20 protein-coding genes and 1 riboswitch are annotated in these 19749 nt (G+C 45.3%); of the genes, 1 reads left to right on the forward strand and 19 read right to left on the reverse strand.

Annotated features, from left to right (window positions below):
• Position 1: 1 nt before the first annotated feature.
• The 4 genes from pcrA to B1K52_RS01805 form a co-directional block, all read right to left on the reverse strand.
• A complete protein-coding gene (gene pcrA, locus B1K52_RS01790) occupies positions 2-2221 on the reverse strand; it encodes a DNA helicase PcrA (RefSeq protein ID WP_077304717.1) in 2220 nt (739 codons plus the stop codon).
• A gap of 19 nt (positions 2222-2240) precedes the next feature.
• Positions 2241-2924 carry a heptaprenylglyceryl phosphate synthase gene (locus tag B1K52_RS01795; RefSeq protein ID WP_077304720.1) on the reverse strand — a complete coding sequence of 228 codons (684 nt, stop codon included), beginning with the start codon at positions 2922-2924 and terminating at the stop codon, positions 2241-2243.
• A gap of 138 nt (positions 2925-3062) precedes the next feature.
• On the reverse strand, positions 3063-4055 hold the full coding sequence (locus B1K52_RS01800) for a Gfo/Idh/MocA family protein (RefSeq protein ID WP_077304724.1): 993 nt from the start codon (positions 4053-4055) through the stop codon (positions 3063-3065).
• Positions 4056-4068: 13 nt separating this feature from the next.
• Positions 4069-4371 (reverse strand): YerC/YecD family TrpR-related protein, encoded by a 303-nt coding sequence (locus B1K52_RS01805; protein ID WP_077304727.1) that lies wholly within the window; start codon positions 4369-4371, stop codon positions 4069-4071.
• A gap of 161 nt (positions 4372-4532) precedes the next feature.
• Between B1K52_RS01805 and B1K52_RS01810 the strand changes: the two genes are divergently transcribed.
• On the forward strand, positions 4533-4766 hold the full coding sequence (locus B1K52_RS01810) for a YgaP family membrane protein (protein ID WP_077304730.1): 234 nt from the start codon (positions 4533-4535) through the stop codon (positions 4764-4766).
• Positions 4767-5143: 377 nt separating this feature from the next.
• Here the strand turns inward: B1K52_RS01810 and purD are convergent, their stop codons facing one another.
• The 15 genes from purD to B1K52_RS01885 form a co-directional block, all read right to left on the reverse strand.
• Positions 5144-6397 (reverse strand): phosphoribosylamine--glycine ligase, encoded by a 1254-nt coding sequence (purD, locus tag B1K52_RS01815; protein ID WP_077304733.1) that lies wholly within the window; start codon positions 6395-6397, stop codon positions 5144-5146.
• A gap of 18 nt (positions 6398-6415) precedes the next feature.
• Positions 6416-7942 carry a bifunctional phosphoribosylaminoimidazolecarboxamide formyltransferase/IMP cyclohydrolase gene (purH, locus tag B1K52_RS01820; RefSeq protein WP_077304736.1) on the reverse strand — a complete coding sequence of 509 codons (1527 nt, stop codon included), beginning with the start codon at positions 7940-7942 and terminating at the stop codon, positions 6416-6418.
• Positions 7943-7948: 6 nt separating this feature from the next.
• Positions 7949-8518, reverse strand: a complete 570-nt coding sequence (purN, locus tag B1K52_RS01825) for a phosphoribosylglycinamide formyltransferase (RefSeq protein ID WP_077304738.1) — start codon at positions 8516-8518, stop codon at positions 7949-7951.
• On the reverse strand, positions 8515-9540 hold the full coding sequence (gene purM, locus B1K52_RS01830) for a phosphoribosylformylglycinamidine cyclo-ligase (protein WP_077304741.1): 1026 nt from the start codon (positions 9538-9540) through the stop codon (positions 8515-8517). The genes purN and purM overlap by 4 nt, the downstream gene beginning before the upstream one ends.
• 10 nt (positions 9541-9550) lie before the next feature.
• On the reverse strand, positions 9551-10963 hold the full coding sequence (gene purF / locus B1K52_RS01835) for an amidophosphoribosyltransferase (RefSeq protein WP_077304744.1): 1413 nt from the start codon (positions 10961-10963) through the stop codon (positions 9551-9553).
• Complete coding sequence (gene purL, locus B1K52_RS01840) at positions 10939-13161, reverse strand: phosphoribosylformylglycinamidine synthase subunit PurL (protein WP_077304747.1); 2223 nt, start codon at positions 13159-13161, stop codon at positions 10939-10941. The genes purF and purL overlap by 25 nt, the downstream gene beginning before the upstream one ends.
• Positions 13145-13828 (reverse strand): phosphoribosylformylglycinamidine synthase subunit PurQ, encoded by a 684-nt coding sequence (purQ, locus tag B1K52_RS01845; protein ID WP_077304750.1) that lies wholly within the window; start codon positions 13826-13828, stop codon positions 13145-13147. Before purQ ends, purL begins: the two co-directional genes overlap by 17 nt.
• Positions 13825-14076, reverse strand: coding sequence for a phosphoribosylformylglycinamidine synthase subunit PurS (gene purS, locus B1K52_RS01850; protein WP_077304753.1), 252 nt, complete (start codon positions 14074-14076; stop codon positions 13825-13827). Before purS ends, purQ begins: the two co-directional genes overlap by 4 nt.
• Positions 14073-14786 carry a phosphoribosylaminoimidazolesuccinocarboxamide synthase gene (gene purC, locus B1K52_RS01855; RefSeq protein WP_077304756.1) on the reverse strand — a complete coding sequence of 238 codons (714 nt, stop codon included), beginning with the start codon at positions 14784-14786 and terminating at the stop codon, positions 14073-14075. Before purC ends, purS begins: the two co-directional genes overlap by 4 nt.
• A 25-nt stretch (positions 14787-14811) precedes the next feature.
• Entirely contained in the window at positions 14812-16107 is a 1296-nt protein-coding gene (gene purB, locus B1K52_RS01860) for an adenylosuccinate lyase (RefSeq protein WP_077304759.1), read from the reverse strand.
• A complete protein-coding gene (purK, locus tag B1K52_RS01865) occupies positions 16104-17231 on the reverse strand; it encodes a 5-(carboxyamino)imidazole ribonucleotide synthase (RefSeq protein WP_256855818.1) in 1128 nt (375 codons plus the stop codon). Before purK ends, purB begins: the two co-directional genes overlap by 4 nt.
• Complete coding sequence (gene purE / locus B1K52_RS01870; protein ID WP_077304762.1) at positions 17218-17709, reverse strand: 5-(carboxyamino)imidazole ribonucleotide mutase; 492 nt, start codon at positions 17707-17709, stop codon at positions 17218-17220. The genes purK and purE overlap by 14 nt, the downstream gene beginning before the upstream one ends.
• A gap of 127 nt (positions 17710-17836) precedes the next feature.
• Positions 17837-17936: riboswitch (purine riboswitch) on the reverse strand.
• A 115-nt stretch (positions 17937-18051) separates the two neighbouring features.
• On the reverse strand, positions 18052-18270 hold the full coding sequence (locus B1K52_RS01875; RefSeq protein WP_077304765.1) for an NETI motif-containing protein: 219 nt from the start codon (positions 18268-18270) through the stop codon (positions 18052-18054).
• On the reverse strand, positions 18233-18811 hold the full coding sequence (locus B1K52_RS01880) for a DUF2179 domain-containing protein (protein WP_077304768.1): 579 nt from the start codon (positions 18809-18811) through the stop codon (positions 18233-18235). Before B1K52_RS01880 ends, B1K52_RS01875 begins: the two co-directional genes overlap by 38 nt.
• A 35-nt stretch (positions 18812-18846) precedes the next feature.
• Positions 18847-19614, reverse strand: a complete 768-nt coding sequence (locus B1K52_RS01885; RefSeq protein WP_077304771.1) for a tryptophan-rich sensory protein — start codon at positions 19612-19614, stop codon at positions 18847-18849.
• Positions 19615-19749 lie beyond the last annotated feature (135 nt).

Consider the following 19749-nt stretch of genomic DNA (forward strand, 5'->3'; position numbering starts at 1 on the left):
GTTAATCTTTTGTGATAGGTGCGAATGTAGCGAGCAGGCGCTTAATTCCAACTGGTGCAGGGAAGGCGATATCAAGCTCCATCGCTTCTCCTTCGCCGTTCACTTTCACGACTGTTCCTTCGCCCCATTTCTTATGAACAGCCTTATCGCCAAGCCCCCATCCGAGTGCATCAGCACCTGATTTTGGTTTCGGTTTGCGTACAACACGCTTTGGAGCCTGCTTTTGAGCTGCCGCTTGTCTGCTGCCCTGGCCAAATGTATTTTGTTTTGTTTCCTGCATTCCCTCAAGCAGTTCACTTGGAATCTCACTAATGAATCGGCTGACTGGGTTCATATTTGTCCGACCGAACAACGTACGCATTTTTGCACGAGTAAGATAGAGTTCTTCTTCTGCACGGGTAATCCCAACATACGCAAGACGGCGTTCTTCCTCCATCTCTGTTTCGTCCATTTGCGAGCGGCTGTGCGGAAATACATTCTCTTCCATTCCGATTAGGAACACAACAGGAAACTCCAGTCCTTTTGCGCCGTGCAGTGTCATCAAGATGACCTTGTCGTCGCTAGCTGGATCTTCATCCATCGAATCAATATCTGCAATCAATGCAAGGTCAGTCAAGAAGGCAATCAATGACTTGTCCTCACTCGTTTGCTCAAAGTTCTTTGTTACTGTTTTGAACTCTTCTAAGTTCTCCAGACGACTTTGTGATTCGATGCTTTTCTCCGCACGCAGCATCTCTTCATAGCCTGAGCCTTCTAGCACTTGCTGAACCATATCTGTTGCTGTCAGGAATTCGACTTGCTTCGTCCAGTTGTTGATCATTGTTCCAAATTCACTCAGCGCATTAGCAGCTTTTGCACTGACACCAGTAAAATCAACTTCTTTTAATGTATCGAACAAAGATATTTCATGCATGTTCGCATATGCTTGCAATTTCTCGATAGAAGTCTTCCCAATACCGCGTTTTGGCTCGTTAACAACACGCTCAAAGCTGATGTCATCATCTGGATTGGCAATTAAGCGAAGATAAGCGAGCATATCTTTAATTTCTTTACGGTCGTAGAACTTCGTGCCGCCAATCATCTGATATGGAACGCCTGCTTTTACGAACGTTTCCTCAATAGAACGAGACTGCGCGTTCGTACGGTACAAAATAGCAATATCTCGATAATGCTTTTTCTTTTCTGTAATAACCATTTCTTCGATCTTCTCTGTTACGTACAAAGCTTCATCCCGCTCCGTCGCTGCTTCGTAATAACGAAGCTTGGAACCATCCATGTTATCCGTCCACAAATTCTTCGGCTTGCGCCCTGTATTGTTGCCAATTACTTTGTTGGCTGCATCAAGAATCGTCTTCGTTGAGCGGTAATTTTGTTCGAGCATAACGACCTTTGCATTTGGATAATCCTTTTCAAAGGAAAGGATATTTGCAATATCAGCTCCGCGCCAGCGATAAATCGATTGGTCGGAGTCTCCTACTACACAAAGGTTTTTATAACGAGATGCCAATTGGTTTACCAAACGATACTGCGCGTGGTTGGTATCCTGGTACTCATCCACATGGATGTATTGGAAACGGCGCTGGTAGTATTGCAATACTTCCGGTACGCGGTCGAACAGCTGAATTGTTTGCATGATCAAGTCATCAAAATCGAGTGACTGATTGCGGCGCAATGTTTTCTGATATAAATCAAATACTTCGGCCACTTTCTTTTCATACAAGCTTCCAGCTTCCTTGAGGTATTCTTCAGGCGTAATCAATTCGTTTTTCGAGGAACTAATAGCACCAAGCATTGCACGAGGGTCATATTGTTTTGGATCCAGATTGAGCCGTTTCAGAGCTTGTTTAATGACAGACAGCTGATCACTCGAATCCAAAATAGAAAAGTTGCTGTTGTATCCTATTCTGTCTATATCGCGACGTAAAATGCGCACACACATGGAGTGGAAAGTCGAAACCCAAATCTGAGCGCCTTCTTCTCCCACTAATTTGTGCACACGTTCCCGCATTTCACGAGCTGCTTTGTTTGTGAAAGTAATCGCCAAAATACTGCGCGGCGACACTTCTTTTTCTCCAAGCAGATAAGCAATTCGGTTCGTCAGCACGCGGGTCTTACCGCTTCCTGCACCTGCCATAATTAAAAGCGGTCCTTCCGTATGCTGCACCGCTTCTGCTTGCTCTTTATTTAAACCATTTATTAAATCATTCGCCAATTGGCTCATGTTTGCACCGCCTTTATTTCTATCCTTTTACTGCTTTGACTGTCTTCAGAGCAGCCTTTATATTATCATACACATGGTTTCCGACAATAATCACATCCGCATGCCGCTTCATCTCTGCTGCCTGTTCGGCTGACGTAATGCCGCCTCCGTAAAATAACAGTGTATTCGACAGCTGGCTTTTCACTTTTTGTACGAGTGATGGGTCGGCGTACGCGCCACTGTTTTCTAAATAGAAAACTGGAAGCTTGTACATATGTTCTGCCATATAAGCATAAGCGATTATATCTTCCTCAGACGGCATGTCGCATTGCGTATGTGTAAACACTTTTGCATCCGGATTAATGACACAATACCCTTCCATCACAATTTCGTCCCAATGCATCATATCACGATAAGCTTTCACTGCTTCATGGTGCAGACCCATGATCCATTGCTTGTTCTTACTATTCATCACCATTGGCACATAATAGTAATCAAAACCGGGTGTGATTGCCTCCATATCGCTAATCTCCAAAATAACTGGAACGGTATGACGGCGAATTCGCGCAAGCAAATCAAGTACACCATCCAGCGTCACATTGTCAGTACCTCCAACAATGACGGCATCTGTACCAGACTCACAGATTTTCTCTAAATCCTCATCGGCAATCGCTTTAGCCGGATCAAGCTTGAATATATGTTGCCACTCTTTCATGTTATACACGTGTACGTCCTCCATTACTTGCTTCCATAACGTACATTATAGCAAAAATCGACGGGATAATTTAGTGGTTGCCAGAGGAAAATACGAACAGTTAACGAACGAAGAAAGCCTGGCAACGGATTGCCAGGCTTTTCTTGTTTATTGGATTCGATCAGCAGGGAATATTAAGCCGAATTGGCTTCGGGCTTTATCCATAATTTCCGCTACAGAAAGCGCCAAATCATGGGTATTGATACTGGATTCCCGTTTACCGGATTGAATTAAGCTTACGAATTCTTCTATCTCGTATACCATGCGGTGCTCATTATCCTGCGGTCCGCTAATGGTTTCTTCTGTGCTGTCGTGATATTGAATCGTTACATCTTCTAAATGGCCGATGTGGTCTATTTTAATTGTTGCATCTTCGCCTTGAATTTCAGAAGGCTGTGTGGAGCTTGTGATTTTGGAATAGTAAACGACTGCCTCCATTCCTTCATACGTCAGCGTAATCGTTGCTTGTCCGTCCACGCCGGATTCGAGCAACGTTCCGCTCGCCTTAACATCCTGTGGTTTACCGAACAACGCAATAAGTGGATACAAGCAATAAATACCGATGTCCATTGTAGCTCCGTTACTGAGCTCTGGATTGAAGGCGTTTAGTATTTCTCCTTGCCTGTAAGCATCATAACGAGAAGAATACTGGCAAAGCTGGGCAACATAACGGCGAACTGGCCCAATTTTATCCAAATGCTGCTGCAAAATGCGGTAATTCGGCAAAAATGTCGTCTTCATTGCTTCCATTAACAACACATCGTGCTGTTTAGCAGTCTCAATTAAGTCTTTCACTTCTGCTGCATTTGATGCAAGCGGCTTTTCACATAATACGTGTACGCCATGCTGCATAAAGATCTTCGCTTGACTTGCGTGCAATGCATTCGGGCTGGCGATATAAACAGCGTCCACTTTCCCGCTTGCCGCCATTTCCTCCATGTCAGTGAATGTATGTACAGCTCCTTGCTTCTCCGCAAATGCTGCTGCTCGTTCAGCATGTCGAGAATACACAGTTGTCAGTTCAAAACCCTTAACCTTTCTTCCTGCTTCCAAAAAAGATTCCGTTATCCAGTTCGTTCCGATTACACCAAAGCGTACCATCCACGTCAGCTCCTTAATCTTCTTTTTTATCTTCCAAACGTTCCAAAACTGTGTTGTACCCATCGTTCCCATAGTTTAGGCAGCGCTTCACACGTGAAATAGTCGTTGTAGACGCACTTGTCTCTTGTACGATTGCGTGATACGTTGCCCCTTCACGCAGCATTTTTGCCACTTGCAGGCGTTGTGTCAGTGATTGTATTTCACTAATCGTCGCAATATCATCAAAGAAGCGATAGCAATCTTCCTTATCTTTCAGCGTCAGAATTGCCTCAAACAATTCATCTAAATGCTCACCACGGAGCTTGTCAAGCTGCATACAGCTTCCCTCCCCATACGCACGATTGTGCTTGTTACCTTATTCTTTATCATACATCATCTGAAACATTTTTGCGTCATTTGCGTCCAATGGAATTTTTATACTCGCATAGGCTGCTCATGCTGAGGAAAAATAAGGTCAAAAGAAAAGAGGTGCCACAAATGCTGAAACCGAATATTGGGATTGTCCAAGCTTTAATCCGAATTGCCGCCGGCGTCAGCATGGTCGGTTATGCGACAGCTGCTCTCGTCACTAAACCGAAGCAGCTTACTGCCCACTTAACGCTGCTAGCCGGTGCAGTTAAAATCGCTGAAGGTATTGTGCGGTACTGCCCAAGTATGGCTTTGATCAATCAATTCCGGCATAAAGAAGATTTAGAATCAGAAGGCTCATAAAAAAACTAACACATAACCTTTTAAGCAAAAAATCCAAATAACACTGCAATTAACAGCAGTGTTATTTGGATTTATGCATGGAAACTAAGTTGAGAGCACCGCTCCGGAAATACACTCCGCTTTCCTGCAGGAGTCTCCGTGTATTTCCTACGCTGATTTGTGTTATGAAAACCTTCACTAGTGTAGGTAGAATACGTAGACTCCTCGAAAATAAAAAGCGATTTTCTTGTCGGTATCTTAGTTCAAATGCTATTCCTGTCTAACGGTAACAGCAAGAGTTGGAGAGGCAGTAACAGCCGGGGGACTGCATTAAGATTGGATGTTTTAATTGCTCGCTAACATACCGAATTAATCTTGTTTGTCCCAGTCTCTACCTATCAATCCCCAAACCCAATGTCAGTTCGATAATGGAAATTCGGGTTATCTTTAAAGGTTTGCAGTCCTTCTTTGACACTTTTTACGGCGTCAGACCGATTTTGATGTACAGCGCCAATGAACAAAATACGGCCGCCATTGGACACATACCCATCCGCAGTCTTATCTGACCCAGCATGGATGCAGTATACATCTTGTGGTAAAGAAGACAAATCTGGAATAGGAAGCTGCTTTTCATAACTCCCAGGATAACCGCTTGCTGCAATCACGGTTCCAGTTGCATACGCATCCTTCCACGTCAGCAACGGATCTTTGCCAGCAGTTACATCCTGCATCACTTGCAGCAAGTCATTTTCCAAAAGTGGCAAAATCACTTGTGTTTCCGGATCTCCGAAGCGTGCATTAAATTCAATCACTTTTGGTCCGTCTGTTGTTTCAATCAAACCTGCGTAAAGAACACCTGTGAAAGAACGCCCTTCCTTTACTAAACCGGCTGCAGCTGGGATGAGGATACGCTCGATTGCCTCATCAATAACTGCTTGCTGCAAATCCGGGATCGGGGCATAAGCCCCCATGCCTCCCGTATTTGGGCCTTGATCATGATCGTAAACGCGCTTATGATCACGAGCTGGAACAAGCGGGAATACATTCTTTCCATGTACAAAAGCCATGAGTGAAAACTCTTTACCATCCAAGAAATCTTCAATAACAACCAGATTGCCAGCCTGACCGAATTGGTTTCCTACAAGCATGTTTTCTACAGCCTCATTTGCTTGTTCCACCGTCTGCGCCACAACGACACCTTTACCTGCTGCTAGACCGTCTGCTTTTACAACAATCGGTGCACCTTTTTCGGCAATATAGGCTTTTGCTTTTGCTGCATCCGAGAAGGTTTGACTTGCAGCTGTTGGAATATGGTGTGCTTGCATAAACTGCTTGGCATAATCCTTACTTCCCTCAATTAAAGCTGCTTCTTTTGTCGGTCCAAACACATGCAGTCCTGCCTGCTGAAAAGCATTGACGACACCAGCCAACAATGGAATCTCCGGTCCGACGAAGGTCCAGTCAATTTTCTCTTCTTTTGCATAGCTTACCAGGTCATCCACTGCTGTTACATCAATTGGCACACAGGTAGCCAAATCAGCGATTCCGCCATTTCCTGGTGCTGCGTATAACGCGGTTATTTCCGTACTTAAAGATAGCTTTGCAACGATACTGTGCTCCCGGCCGCCGCTGCCGATTACAAGAACTTTCACATGTACTCCCCCTGACAATTAATGCTTAAAGTGACGCATTTCTGTAAAGACCATGGCAATATTGTGCGCATTACATACAGCGATAGAATCTTCATCTCGTTTCGATCCGCCAGGCTGAATAATTGCCGTCACGCCAGCTTGAATAGCTGCTTCCACCGTGTCTGGCATCGGGAAGAACGCATCAGATGCAAGGACACTTCCTGCTGCTTTGTCACCAGCTTGCTCTAGCGCAATTTTAGCTGCACCGACACGGTTCATCTGACCTGCACCAACACCGATTGTTTGATCATCTTTTGCTGCCACAATCGCATTGGATTTCACATGCTTCACGACTTTCCAAGCGAAAAGCAAATTCTTCAATTCTTCGTCTGTTGGCTTACGGTCGGTTGCCACTGTAAGATCAGCTTCTGTAACTGCTCCCGTATCATAGTCCTGCACGAGCAGTCCGCCGCTAACGCTGACAACTTTTTTCGGCTGCTCTATTTTATCGGCAGCAAGCTCCAGCAAGCGAATATTTTTCTTTTCTGTAAGCAGTGTTAATGCTTCTTCTGTGAAGCTTGGGGCAATCACAATTTCTAAGAAGATTTCTTTCAGCTGTAAGGCTGTGTCTTTGTCTACCTCTCGGTTCAAAGCTACAATACCGCCAAAGATAGAAGTAGAATCTGCTTCAAATGCTTTGCGGAAAGCATCCGAAATTGTTTCTCCGATTCCGACGCCGCATGGATTCATATGTTTTACTGCCACTGCAGCTGGTTCTTGGAACTCCATGACAATCTCGAGCGCTGCATTAGCATCTTGGATATTATTATAAGAAAGCTCTTTGCCGTGCAGCTGCTTTGCATTCGCTATTGAAGCCCCTTTTACGATCGGGTCTTTGTAGAATGCGGCTGCTTGGTGCGGGTTTTCTCCATAACGTAAAGATTGCACTTTTTCGTACGTAAGCGTCAGTGTTTCCGTGTCCTGCTCCTCATTCAATTCCGCCAAGTAACCTGCAATCATCGCATCGTAGTTAGCTGTATGACGGAACACTTTCCCGGCTAAGCGACGTTTCGCTTCATAAGAAAGCTCTCCTTCTCGCAAAGCAGCTAGGGTGGCATCATAATCTGCTGGGTCTACCAAAACTGTGACGCCAGCAAAGTTCTTCGCTGCAGAACGAAGCATTGTTGGACCGCCAATATCAATGTTTTCAATTGCATCAGCTTCTGTTACATCTGGCTTCTCGATTGTATTTTTAAAAGGATACAGATTAACAACAACCAAATCAATTGGTGTGATGTCACGTTCTTTCAGCTGCTGCATATGACTTTCGTCATCTCTTCTAGCCAATAGGCCGCCATGGATGGCTGGGTGCAATGTTTTCACACGTCCGTCCATAATTTCATCAAATTTCGTCACGTCAGATACTGCTGCAGCTGGAATTCCTGCATCCTTCAGCTGTTTTAGCGTTCCTCCGGTTGAAATGATGTCATATTCCATTGCTGCCAACTCCTTGGCAAATGGGATGATTCCTGTTTTATCTGAAACGCTGATTAACGCACGTGGCATTAGCTGTCATTCCTTTCCTTCTCGTGTAAGTATGTATCGAATCGTTTCCGGGTACAAACGGTGCTCAATTTGCTGTATCCGCTGATGTAAGGTTTGGTGTGTATCTTCCGGGCAAACAGGAACTGCTTCCTGCGCGATAATGGTGCCTGTGTCCATGCCGCTATCGACAAAATGAATGGTTACACCGCTCACTTTTACCCCAGCGGCTAACGCTTGTCCGATAGCATCTTTGCCGGCGAATGCTGGCAATAAGGATGGATGAATATTTAAGATCCGTTCGGCAAATGCCTCTAGCAAGGTAGATCCGATTAACCGCATATAGCCCGCCAAAAAGATCCACTCAATTTGCATGTCATGTAATTTCGTTAGGATTGCTTGTTCATAGGCTTGCTTATCTGGAAAAGTTTTTGGATCGCAAACTAAGACGTCTACATTCCAACCTGCTGCTTTTTGGATAACTGGGGCTTCAGGCTTATCACAAACAAGCAGGCGAACAGCGCATGGTAATGCAGAAGCTTGCACAATCGCCTCCGCATTGCTGCCGCTGCCAGAAGCGAAGACAGCAGCTGCAATCATGCTTGGAACTCCACGCCGTTTTGCTCTGTCACTTCGCCGATGATCCAGGCTCTCTCGCCAGCATCCTGAAGTAAGCTCATGCACTGGTCTGCTTCTTCTTGCGATACGATCAGCGCCATGCCGATTCCGGTATTAAATACGCCAAGCATATCTTCAAAAGTGATATCTGCTTTGTCCATCAAGAATTCATAAACAGCCGGCAGTTCCCAGCTGCCTGTCTGAATGCGTACACCCAGATGCTCCGGCACCGCGCGAGGGAGATTCTCATGAAACCCGCCGCCGGTAATATGAGAAATACCGTGAATGTCTACTTTTTCTTGGACAGCACGGACAGCTTTTGCATAAATTTTTGTTGGTTCAAGCAAGATCTCTCCTAAAGGACGGTCAAACGGTGCATATACGTCATCCAGCGAAAGATTATGCTCCTCTAGCAGGCGGCGAACCAATGAAAAACCATTTGAATGCAAACCGCTTGATGCGATTCCAATGATTGTGTCACCAGCTTGCACAGCAGCTCCGCTGATGAGCTCTGACTTCTCGCCGATACCGACAACAAAACCAGCCAAATCATACTCGTCTTCTGCATACATGCCTGGCATTTCCGCCGTTTCACCGCCGATTAAAGCAGCACCTGCTTCTACACAGCCATCAGAAATTCCTTTAACAATCTGTTCAATTTTCTCTGGTTCATTTTTTCCGCAAGCAATGTAATCAAGGAAAAACAATGCCTGTGCACCTTGTGCAATAATGTCATTCACACACATCGCGACCAAGTCAATGCCGACTGTATCATGCTGATTCATATCAAATGCCAGCTTCAGCTTCGTGCCGACTCCATCTGTACCAGAAACAAGTACCGGCTCCTTATAAGAAAACGACGATAAATCAAATAGTCCAGCAAACGCTCCGACACCGCCAATGACCTCTGGACGGTTCGTACGCTTGATATGTTTTTTCATCAAATCCACTGCGCGATAGCCTGCTTCCACATCTACGCCGGCTTGTTTGTAAAGTTCACTCATGCTTGGCCTCCTAACACTTGTATGCCGGAAGTACAGTATCCGGGTAGATCTCAGTTGGGTAGTTTCCTGTAAAGCATGCTTTGCAGATGCCGTGTGTCATGACGTCGTTATCGCCAACAATGCAATCCTGCAGACCATCGACGCTAAGGAAAGAAAGTGAATCTGCTTCAATCAATTCCCGCATTTCTTCGATGCTGTGATTCGCAGCAATTAACTCCGAAGTCGTCGACGTGTCAATGCCGTAAAAACACGGATTCTGAATTGGCGGTGATGCAATCCGCACATGTACTTCTGTTGCTCCAGCTTCTTTCAGCATGCGGACAATCCGCTTACTCGTCGTACCGCGAACGATAGAGTCATCGACCATTACGACACGCTTGCCTTTCACGATTCCACGTACAGCAGACAATTTCATCTTCACGCCTTGTTCCCGCAGCTCTTGGGAGGGTTGGATAAACGTCCGGCCAACATAACGGTTTTTAATCAATCCAAGCTCGTATGGAATGCCAGTAGCTTCGGAGAATCCGATTGCAGCTGAAATACTGGAATCAGGTACTCCTGTGACAACATCCGCTTCAATTGGCGCTTCCTGTGCGAGCACTTTACCCATTTTTTTTCGGGAAGCATGCACATTTTGACCGTTCAAATCGGAATCCGGCCGGGAGAAATAGACATACTCCATGGAACAAAGTGACCGCTCCAACGTGGAGGAAAAGCGCTGTGAATGCAGGCCGGTATCGCTGATTGTAATCAATTCGCCTGGCTCTACTTCACGTACATATTCCGCTCCTGTTACATCAAAAGCACATGTTTCCGAAGATACAACCCAGGCATCTCCGAGTTTACCGAGCGATAAGGGACGCAAGCCTTTCGGATCTACTGCAACGAACATTTGCGTTTCTGTGAGAATCGTCAAGCTGTACGCACCTTTGACCATACTGAGTGCAGATTTGATCGCTTCATCCAATTCAATTTGACCGCTGCGCTTAATCAAATGCGCAATCACTTCTGTATCAGAAGAAGTTTGCAAGATGCTGCCTTGTGCTTCCAGCTGCTGCTTTAATCCGTATGCATTGACAAGGTTGCCGTTATGGGCAATTGCGAGACTATCTCTCTGGGAACGAAACAACAATGGCTGCACATTTTCATAGCCTCCGCCCCCTGCAGTTGCATAACGAACGTGACCTATTGCCGCATTGCCGTTCAGTTTATTAAACTCTCCTCCAGCAAACACTTCATTAATCAAGCCAAGACCTTTGTGCAAATGCAGATTTTCTCGGTCTGTTGTCACAACGCCAGCACCTTCCTGCCCGCGGTGCTGCAAGGCATGAAGACCGTAATACGTTACTTCTGCTGCTTTTTCATGTCCCCAAATCGCAAAGACGCCGCATTCCTCGTTCAAGCCTTTGATTTCAGCAAGCATGGAATAGCTCCTTTCCAAAGTGCCTCAAGTGTTGGTACTGCTTCTAGGATGATCGTCTTGTCTCCCTGTACAACTGTAAGCTCCGCTGTTTCTGTCACAACACCGATTTGTGCTGCCGCTGGTACAGCCTCTTCAAAGGCTGCTTGCTTTTCAGGTGAAACGGATACTAGAAAACGTGATTGAGATTCACTGAAGAGTGATGCTGTTGCATCTTCTTCTACTGTCACTTGTGCACCAAGCTTTGTGTCAAACAAGCTTTCCGCCAATGCGACAGCCAAACCACCCTCGGCAAGATCATGTGCAGAAGCTAGTAATCCTTGCTGGATACTAGCTAGCACAGCTTGCTGATTGCTTGCTTCGGTATCAAGATCAATAGCAGGAGCTTTCCCGTAATAACGTTCTTCAAGCAGATTTTGCAGCTCACTGCCGCCGAACTCTGCTTTTGTTTCCCCTACTAGATAGATAGCATCACCAGCTTGCTTAAATGTGCTCGTCGTTACATGTTTGATGTCTTCTACTAAGCCAACCATACCGACAATCGGCGTCGGGAAAATAGACTGTTGGTTAGATTCATTATAAAGTGATACATTTCCGCTGATGACTGGTGTTTCCAATGCAAGACAAGCAGCACTCATGCCGTCTACACTCTTTTCCATCTGCCAGAAGTTCTCCGGCTTATCTGGATTTCCAAAGTTCAAGCCATCAGTCAGTGCCAGTGGTTTTGCACCAGAACTGATGATATTTCTTGCTGCTTCTGCTACTGCAATTTTTCCGCCTGTTTCCGGATCCAAGTAAATATAACGAGAATTACAGTCTGTCGTCATTGCGATAGCTTTTTGTGTTCCACGAACGCGAACAATCGCTGCGTCGCTTCCTGGTGCCACCACTGTATCAGCACCAACCATGCTGTCATATTGATCGTACACCCATTCTTTGCTGGCAATGGTCGGCTGCTGCAGCAGTTGTTTGAGCGTTTCTGCATAGTTTGTGACAGCTGGCTTATAATCAATTGTTTGAAACTCTTTGAAATAGTCCGGTACTTTGGAGTCTTTATAGTAAACTGGCGCATCTTCTGCCAAACTATCAACCGGTATCTCAGCAGCAACTTCCCCATGATGCAGCAAACGGAACTGCTTATCGTCAGTCACTGTTCCGACCGCAACAGCTTGTAAGCCGTATTTCTCGAATACATCAATAATGCCTTGTTCCTGTCCTTTTTTCACAACGAGCAGCATGCGCTCTTGTGATTCAGACAACATCAATTCGTAAGGCGTCATATGCAGCTCCCGCTGCGGTACAAGATCCAAATTCATTTCCATTCCCATGCCAGCTTTACTAGCCATCTCGCTCGCACTTGATGTTAAACCAGCAGCACCCATGTCCTGCATACCAACAAGCGCTTCATGCTGGATAACTTCCAAACAAGCTTCGATCAGCAGTTTTTCCATAAACGGATCGCCAACTTGCACGGACGGACGTTTTGATTCGGACTCTTCGCTCAAATCTTCTGAAGCGAAGGTCGCGCCATGGATTCCATCGCGGCCAGTTGGAGCACCAGCGTAAATCACGGTATTGCCAACGCCTGCCGCGATTCCTTTTTGAATATCCTTCTGCTCAATCAAACCGACACACATGGCATTCACTAGTGGATTGCCTTCATAGCTTGTATCGAATTGAATTTCACCGCCGACGGTTGGTACACCAACACAGTTGCCGTACCCTGCAATACCGTGGACAACTTCCTCCAATAAATATTTCACACGTGGTGTTGTCAGATTGCCGAAGCGTAAAGAATTCAATAGCGCAATGGGACGCGCTCCCATGGAAAATACATCACGGATAATACCGCCGACACCTGTTGCGGCACCTTGGTAAGGCTCGACCGCGGAAGGATGGTTATGACTCTCGATCTTGAACACGACTGCCTTGTCATCACCAATATCAACAATTCCAGCTCCTTCGCCGGGTCCTTGTAACACATGCGGTCCCTTTGTCGGGAATTTACGCAATAATGGCTTGGATGTTTTATAGCTGCAATGCTCGGACCACATAACGGAGAAAATGCCTGTTTCAGTGAAGTTTGGCTGTCTGCCTAAAATGTTTTTAACAGATTGAAACTCTTCATCTGTCATACCCATATCGCGATACAGACGGTCTTGTTCGATTTTTTCTGGGCTGATTTCAGCTTGTTGTAACATACATTTCCCTCCAGTGGTGTAGTACAGATTGGAATAGTGCTAAACCGTCTTTTGAACCAAGCAGATCTTCAACCGCTCGTTCCGGATGCGGCATCATACCGAGTACGTTTCCTGCTTTGTTGACAATACCGGCAATATTAGCTCGAGAACCGTTCGGATTATTTTTGTAAGTGAAAACAATCTGATTATTCTGCTGTAACGTCTCCAGCGTTGCATCATCACAATAGTAATTTCCTTCACCATGCGCAATGGGAATTTGAATTTCCTGTCCCTTTTCATAACCACTTGTAAATAGCGTATCGTTACGTTCGACTACTAATGTTTCGTAGTGGCACATAAATTTCAATTTTTCATTTCGCAGCATAGCTCCTGGCAGCAAACCTGTTTCCAAAAGAATTTGGAATCCGTTGCAAACGCCAAGGACAGGTGTACCTGTTTCAGCTTTTTGTTTAATCTGATTTAATACGTTTGATACCGACGCGATAGCTCCGGAGCGAAGATAATCACCATAACTAAAACCGCCTGGCAGCAAAATAGCATCATAGTCTGCTAGATTCGCATTTTCATACCATACAAGATCAGCTTCTTCTCCTAAACCGTCCCGGACCGCATGATACATGTCTCGGTCGCAGTTGGAGCCTGGAAAAACAATGACAGCGAATTTCACGACTTGATGCCCTCCTCGACTGTGTAGCTGTATTCTTCCATCACAGGATTGGCTAGCAGCTTGTCACACATACGCTGCACTTCTTGTGCTACATCGGCACTATCTGACAAACTCATTTCGATGTATTTCCCGACACGCGTATCCGCTACTTCCGGAAAACCATTTGCCTGCAGTGCTTCTTGTACTGCCTTACCTTGTGGGTCTAATACCCCTTCTTTCAGCGTGATGAAGATTCTGACTTTTTTCATTTTGCTGCCTCCAGTCGATTTAAAATTGCATCATATACATCAATCAAATTCCCAATATCTTCACGGAACACATCTTTATCCATCTTACTGCCACTCTCTTTATCCCAAAGCCGGCACGTATCCGGTGAAATCTCATCGGAGAGAAGAATAGAGCCATTCTGATCGCGGCCGAATTCCAGTTTGAAATCGACCAGCTGCAGGCCGACTCTATCGAAGAATGCCTGCAAATGCCGGTTGACTTCTAATGCTGCTTGCTTAATGAAAACAAGCTCATCTTCATTCAGATCCGTCAGCAACAGCGCATGCGCGTCATTGATAATCGGATCATCTAAACTGTCATCTTTGTAGTAAAGCTCTGTCAAAACGGGGTGGAAAACGGTTTTCTCAGGAATACCAAGTCTTCTGATAATGCTTCCTGCTGCAACATTCCGAACAACTACTTCGAGCGGTATAATGGACGTCTGCCGCACTAGCTGCTCTGTCTCATTAAGCGCCTTAATAAAGTGTGAAGTAATGCCCTTCTCTTTCAAGTAGTCAAAGATATGAGCAGAGATCAGATTGTTGTAACGGCCTTTTCCTTCGAAGCTCGCTTTCTTCTTGCCATTGAATGCTGTTGCATCATTCTTATAAGAGAGCACAAGCTGCTGCTCGTCCTCCATAGATTGAAATACTTGCTTGGCTTTTCCTTCATACAGCAATTTACCTTTCACGTTCTCCACCCCGTTTGTCAAAGTATTATTCTAAACCAATTTTATGGAAAATCTGATCTACGTTCTTCAAGTGGTACGTATAGTCGAAGCAATCATCAATCTCTTCCTGGCTAAGGAAAGCAGAGATTTCTGTTTCCGCCTCGATCAGCTGTTTGAAGTGTGTCTGTGTTTCCCATGCTTCCATCGCTTTAGGCTGCACAATATCATAGGCTTGCTCTCGGCTCATGCCCTTGTCGATAAGTGCTAACAGTACACGTTGTGAGAAAATAACGCCGTATGTGCGGTCGATATTGCGCTTCATATTTTCCGGGAAAACTGTCAAGTTCTTCACAATGTTAGAGAAGCGGCTCAGCATGTAATCAAGTGCAATTGTTGCATCTGGTAAAATCACACGCTCTGCAGAAGAATGAGAGATATCTCTTTCATGCCAAAGTGCAACGTTCTCGTAAGCTGTTACCATATGTCCGCGAATCAGACGAGACATGCCGACCATGTTTTCGGACCCGATTGGATTTCGTTTATGCGGCATTGCGGAAGATCCTTTTTGCCCTTTTGCGAAGAATTCTTCTACTTCACGTGTTTCTGTTTTTTGCAGGCCGCGAATCTCCGTTGCAAATTTTTCAATGCTTGTTGCAATCAATGCCAATGTGCTCATATATTGCGCATGACGATCACGCTGCAATGTTTGTGTAGATACTGGTGCTGGCTTCAAGCCTAGCTTTTTCGTAACATATTTCTCTACATACGGATCGATGTTTGCATATGTACCGACCGCACCGGAAAGTTTGCCGTATTGAATCGTATCAGCAGCTGCATCAAAACGCTCTAAGTTGCGTTTCATTTCTTCGTACCAAAGTGCCAGCTTCAAACCGAATGTTGTCGGCTCTGCGTGTACACCATGTGTACGTCCCATCATCACAGTATGCTTATGTTCTTTCGCTTTCGCTTCCAGAATGTCGATAAAGTTGACAATACCTTTGCGGATGATTTGGTTCGCTTGCAGCAATATATAGGAAAGGGCAGTGTCGACAACATCTGTGGATGTCAGACCGTAATGCACCCATTTGCGCTCTTCCCCAAGCGTTTCAGAGACAGCACGCGTGAAAGCTACTACATCATGTCGCGTTTCCTGTTCAATCTCTAAAATACGATTAATATCAAAGGATGCGTTTTCGCGAAGTACTTTGACATCTGCCTCAGGAATAATGCCAAGGTCACTCCAAGCTTCACATGCTAAGATTTCTACCTCGAGCCATGCACGGTACTTATTTTCGTCTGTCCAAATTTTACCCATTTCTTCTCTTGTATAACGTTCAATCATGCCTTGTTTCCTCCTAGTGATCGTGTAAAGGCGTCGGTTGCATCCAGCAAGACCTCTCTTGACGTACCAACCATTGTTAAATGCCCCATCTTTCGTTTCGGCTTGGCTTCTTGTTTGCCGTAATCATGGAGATGAGCAAGCGGTTTGTCAGGAGATTGCCAATACTGGTCCAGCGCTTCTCCTAATAAATTTATCATAACAGCGGCCCCGATAAAATGGACCGGCAAAAGTGGCAGTCCGCAAATAGCGCGGATGTGCTGCTCAAATTGCGATACCGTGCAAGCTTCAATCGTATAATGACCGGAATTATGCGGGCGAGGCGCCACTTCATTCATATACAATTGATTGCCAGCAACAAACATTTCGACGGTGAATGTGCCAACAACTCCCGCCGCCTCAGCCAGCTTGCCCGCTGCTGCACGAGCTTGCTCCGCTACTTCTTCCGGAATAGCGGCTGGCACAATTGTTCGAGACAGGATGTGTTCACGGTGCTCATTTTCGGCTACTGGGAAATAAGTAATTGCTCCATCTGTACCTCTTGTGAGCACAATGGATATTTCTCTATCAAATGTCAGCCATGATTCGAGTATGCAGCGCCCATTTTTCCGGACAAATGCAGCCGCTTCTTGCAGATCATCCTTACTAGTCAGTTTTAGCTGCCCTTTGCCATCGTATCCGCCGCGGCATGTTTTCACAACAGCCGGAAAACCAATGCTTCTAATTTCAGTCAGCAATTCTTTCTCCTCGTTTACAATTGCAAAAGGAGCTGACGGCAGATGAAGATCCTTCATTAGATTCTTTTCATTCGCTCGGTCTCGGCTGATTTCCAAGAGCCGAGAACCTTGCGGAAGCTTCTCGGCTTCTTCAAGTAATCTGGCTGCTTCCAAATCTACATTTTCGAATTCATAGGTGACAACATCACTGATGTTTGCAAGTTCTCGGATGGCGGTTAAATCATCATAAGCCGCTTTAATATGGTTATCTGCTACTTGTGCTGTCGGACAATCGGGCGTTGGATCGAGGACAACGATTCGGTACCCCATATGTTTAGCAGCTGTGGCCATCATCCTTCCAAGCTGACCGCCGCCGAGAATGCCGATTGTTTTGCTATTATTTGGTCGCAAGCTGATTCCTCATTTCTGCAACTTGTTTCTTCATACTTTCCTGATAAGCAGCTAGTCGCTGGGCAATACGAAAATCATGGATACCGAGCATCTGTGCGGCTAGGATGCCTGCATTCTTTGCTCCAGCCTTACCAATGGCTACCGTCGCAACAGGTACGCCGCCAGGCATTTGAACAATCGAGAGAAGGGAATCCATGCCATCGAGCGCTTTCGTCTGAACTGGTACACCTATTACCGGCAATGTTGTCTTACTGGCCACCATTCCTGGCAAATGTGCTGCCCCGCCGGCTCCGGCAATGATTACCTTCAACCCTCTATCCCTGGCTGCTGCCGCATAATCGAACATATCCTCCGGAGTACGGTGCGCTGATATCACTTCTTTTTCATAAGCGATGTCCAGCTCTTCCAATAGCTTGCACGAATGCTCCATCGTCTCCCAATCTGAGATGCTGCCCATGATGATTCCAATCTCCGCCAATCCAATCCCTCTTTCCTCTTTTTTGCCGTAAAAAAAGCCTATTCACCCCTCCCGTAAAATCAGAGAGAAGATGAATAGGCTAACATTGCTGTAAGCTCATAATCATGCACACGTCCAGCCGATCTTCGGCTGTTCCATCTTCCCTCATAGTCCGCCATTTACGGTAGCAGGTAGAAACTTCCGGACCGTATCTCCGGAAATATATGAGGTGTGATCTATAAATACAGCTAAGTTGCTGTACGATATTATCAAATCTAGCCGTGTCTTTCATGCATGTATTATGATAACAATTTTGATACCTATCGTCAATGAGAAAATCGAACGATGATCAAATCGTTATATTTATTGTTCGGTTTTTAGAGGCTTTGCATCAAACATGACGCTCTTCCCAATCGGCTCTACCTTCTTTACGCCGTTTTCGGTTGTTTCACGGAAGATTGGTTCTTCTACTTTTCGAACCGGCATATAGCCCTCCGCTTTTATACGGGCAAGGCAAGCATCGATTGACTCATTCTCACCAAGCTCAAACCGTTTCTTTGTTATCTTTTTTTGGTTTGCCATTTCGACGAATTCGCTCCCTTTTTACACTTTTAACCCAGAATCCGCCTGAGATTTGCCGCGGTTCGTAGGAGATAATAAATGCTTTTGGGTCAATCTCCTGAATCGTTTCATAAAGCTTGAGTTCATATTTTCGCGGTGTCAGAATCTGCATCGCCAGTCGGTCACCTTCCATGCCATATGCGAACCAGCTCGTAACCCCGTACCCTTTCTCACGAAGCTTCTTCGTAAACTCAATACTCGGATCGGAGGAAATAACGTTGGCGGTAACATAACCTAAAGCCAGCTTCTCTTCTATTTTCGAGCCGAGGACGACACCAATACCAAATCCGAGCGCATAAGCAATCAGATTCTGGATTTGGTCGAGATTGTTCAATACAAGTCCCAGACCAACTGTATAGATTGTAACCTCAAACACACTGACAGTTGCGGAAATATAGCGACGTCCTTTTAATGTTAAGATAACACGCAACGTATTGAGGGTAACATACACAATATTCACAACAAAGATGATAAGCACCATCACGAGTGGTATTTCTAACAAATTACTTCCTCCTTAAAGGCTATCACATACTGTAATCAATAGCCGTATTGCTTGCGCTTGCGCCGAAACAAATGAATCGGGATAGCAATGAGAATAACTAGCGCCATAATGCTTGCTACAGCTGTAATGGCGGGAAAATTCTCTGCCCTGGCAGCGGCAATAGCTACATATGCCCAAATAAACACGAGCGGATAAATACTGTCGCGGAATATATGCATAAAGCTAATTGCTAAGATAGCCCCAATAATGATAAGAATAATTGTCCAAACCTCACCGGACAACAGCCATCCATCTACATTATCGACGCCAAGTGATACAAATAGAATACCAACATTTAAGATGGTCGCAACAGATACCCAGCCAATATAAATGGAAAACGGAAATAAATCAAACTTTCCGCGGTCTGGGGATGTTGAAACAGATTGATACAAGACGATCAGCGATATAAGCAGCGCAGCCATTGGGATAATGGAAAGACTGAATAGCTGATAATGAAAACTGAACAACCAAGCGATATTGAAAATACAGCTGGCTACGAATGCACTTGCTGCTTTTCCATACCATTCCTTTTCACGTGTCGACCGGAAAAACAGACGGATGATCCAAATAAAAACAAACAGATAAATAATCCCCCAAATACTAAATGCATAACCTGCTGGCTGAAACAGCACACCAAGCTGATCTGATAATTGCTGCATCGTTTTGCCTCCAAGCGGCAAGGCATTGGACAGGTAATTGACGACGATCACTGCGATGAATGCAAGTAAGCTAATCCAAGCCAGCTTCACAGAGCGGTTACTCATGTAAATTTCCTCCTCCTCGCCTAAACAGACGATTCTAATCTCTCGTTAGTATAATACAATTATACCCTCAAGCCTCGCAAACAACGCACAAAGGGAAAATCCTCCTAAGGAATTGTCATATTTCGCTATAAGAAA

It is taken from the genome of Terribacillus halophilus, assembly GCF_900162685.1.
GTDB lineage: Bacteria > Bacillota > Bacilli > Bacillales > Amphibacillaceae > Terribacillus > Terribacillus halophilus_A.

Bases quoted from the DNA above. Each gene is read 5' to 3' on its own strand.
- pcrA (WP_077304717.1), bottom strand. From the start codon at position 2,221: ATGAGCCAATTGGCGAATGATTTAATAAATGGTTTAAATAAAGAGCAA.
- B1K52_RS01800 (WP_077304724.1), bottom strand. From the start codon at position 4,055: ATGGTACGCTTTGGTGTAATCGGAACGAACTGGATAACGGAATCTTTT.
- B1K52_RS01805 (WP_077304727.1), bottom strand. From the start codon at position 4,371: ATGCAGCTTGACAAGCTCCGTGGTGAGCATTTAGATGAATTGTTTGAG.
- B1K52_RS01810 (WP_077304730.1), top strand. From the start codon at position 4,533: ATGCTGAAACCGAATATTGGGATTGTCCAAGCTTTAATCCGAATTGCC.
- purH (WP_077304736.1), bottom strand. From the start codon at position 7,942: ATGCCACGTGCGTTAATCAGCGTTTCAGATAAAACAGGAATCATCCCA.
- purN (WP_077304738.1), bottom strand. From the start codon at position 8,518: ATGATTGCAGCTGCTGTCTTCGCTTCTGGCAGCGGCAGCAATGCGGAG.
- purM (WP_077304741.1), bottom strand. From the start codon at position 9,540: ATGAGTGAACTTTACAAACAAGCCGGCGTAGATGTGGAAGCAGGCTAT.
- purF (WP_077304744.1), bottom strand. From the start codon at position 10,963: ATGCTTGCTGAAATCAAAGGCTTGAACGAGGAATGCGGCGTCTTTGCG.
- purL (WP_077304747.1), bottom strand. From the start codon at position 13,161: ATGTTACAACAAGCTGAAATCAGCCCAGAAAAAATCGAACAAGACCGT.
- purS (WP_077304753.1), bottom strand. From the start codon at position 14,076: ATGAAAAAAGTCAGAATCTTCATCACGCTGAAAGAAGGGGTATTAGAC.
- purB (WP_077304759.1), bottom strand. From the start codon at position 16,107: ATGATTGAACGTTATACAAGAGAAGAAATGGGTAAAATTTGGACAGAC.
- B1K52_RS01875 (WP_077304765.1), bottom strand. From the start codon at position 18,270: ATGGCAAACCAAAAAAAGATAACAAAGAAACGGTTTGAGCTTGGTGAG.
- B1K52_RS01885 (WP_077304771.1), bottom strand. From the start codon at position 19,614: ATGAGTAACCGCTCTGTGAAGCTGGCTTGGATTAGCTTACTTGCATTC.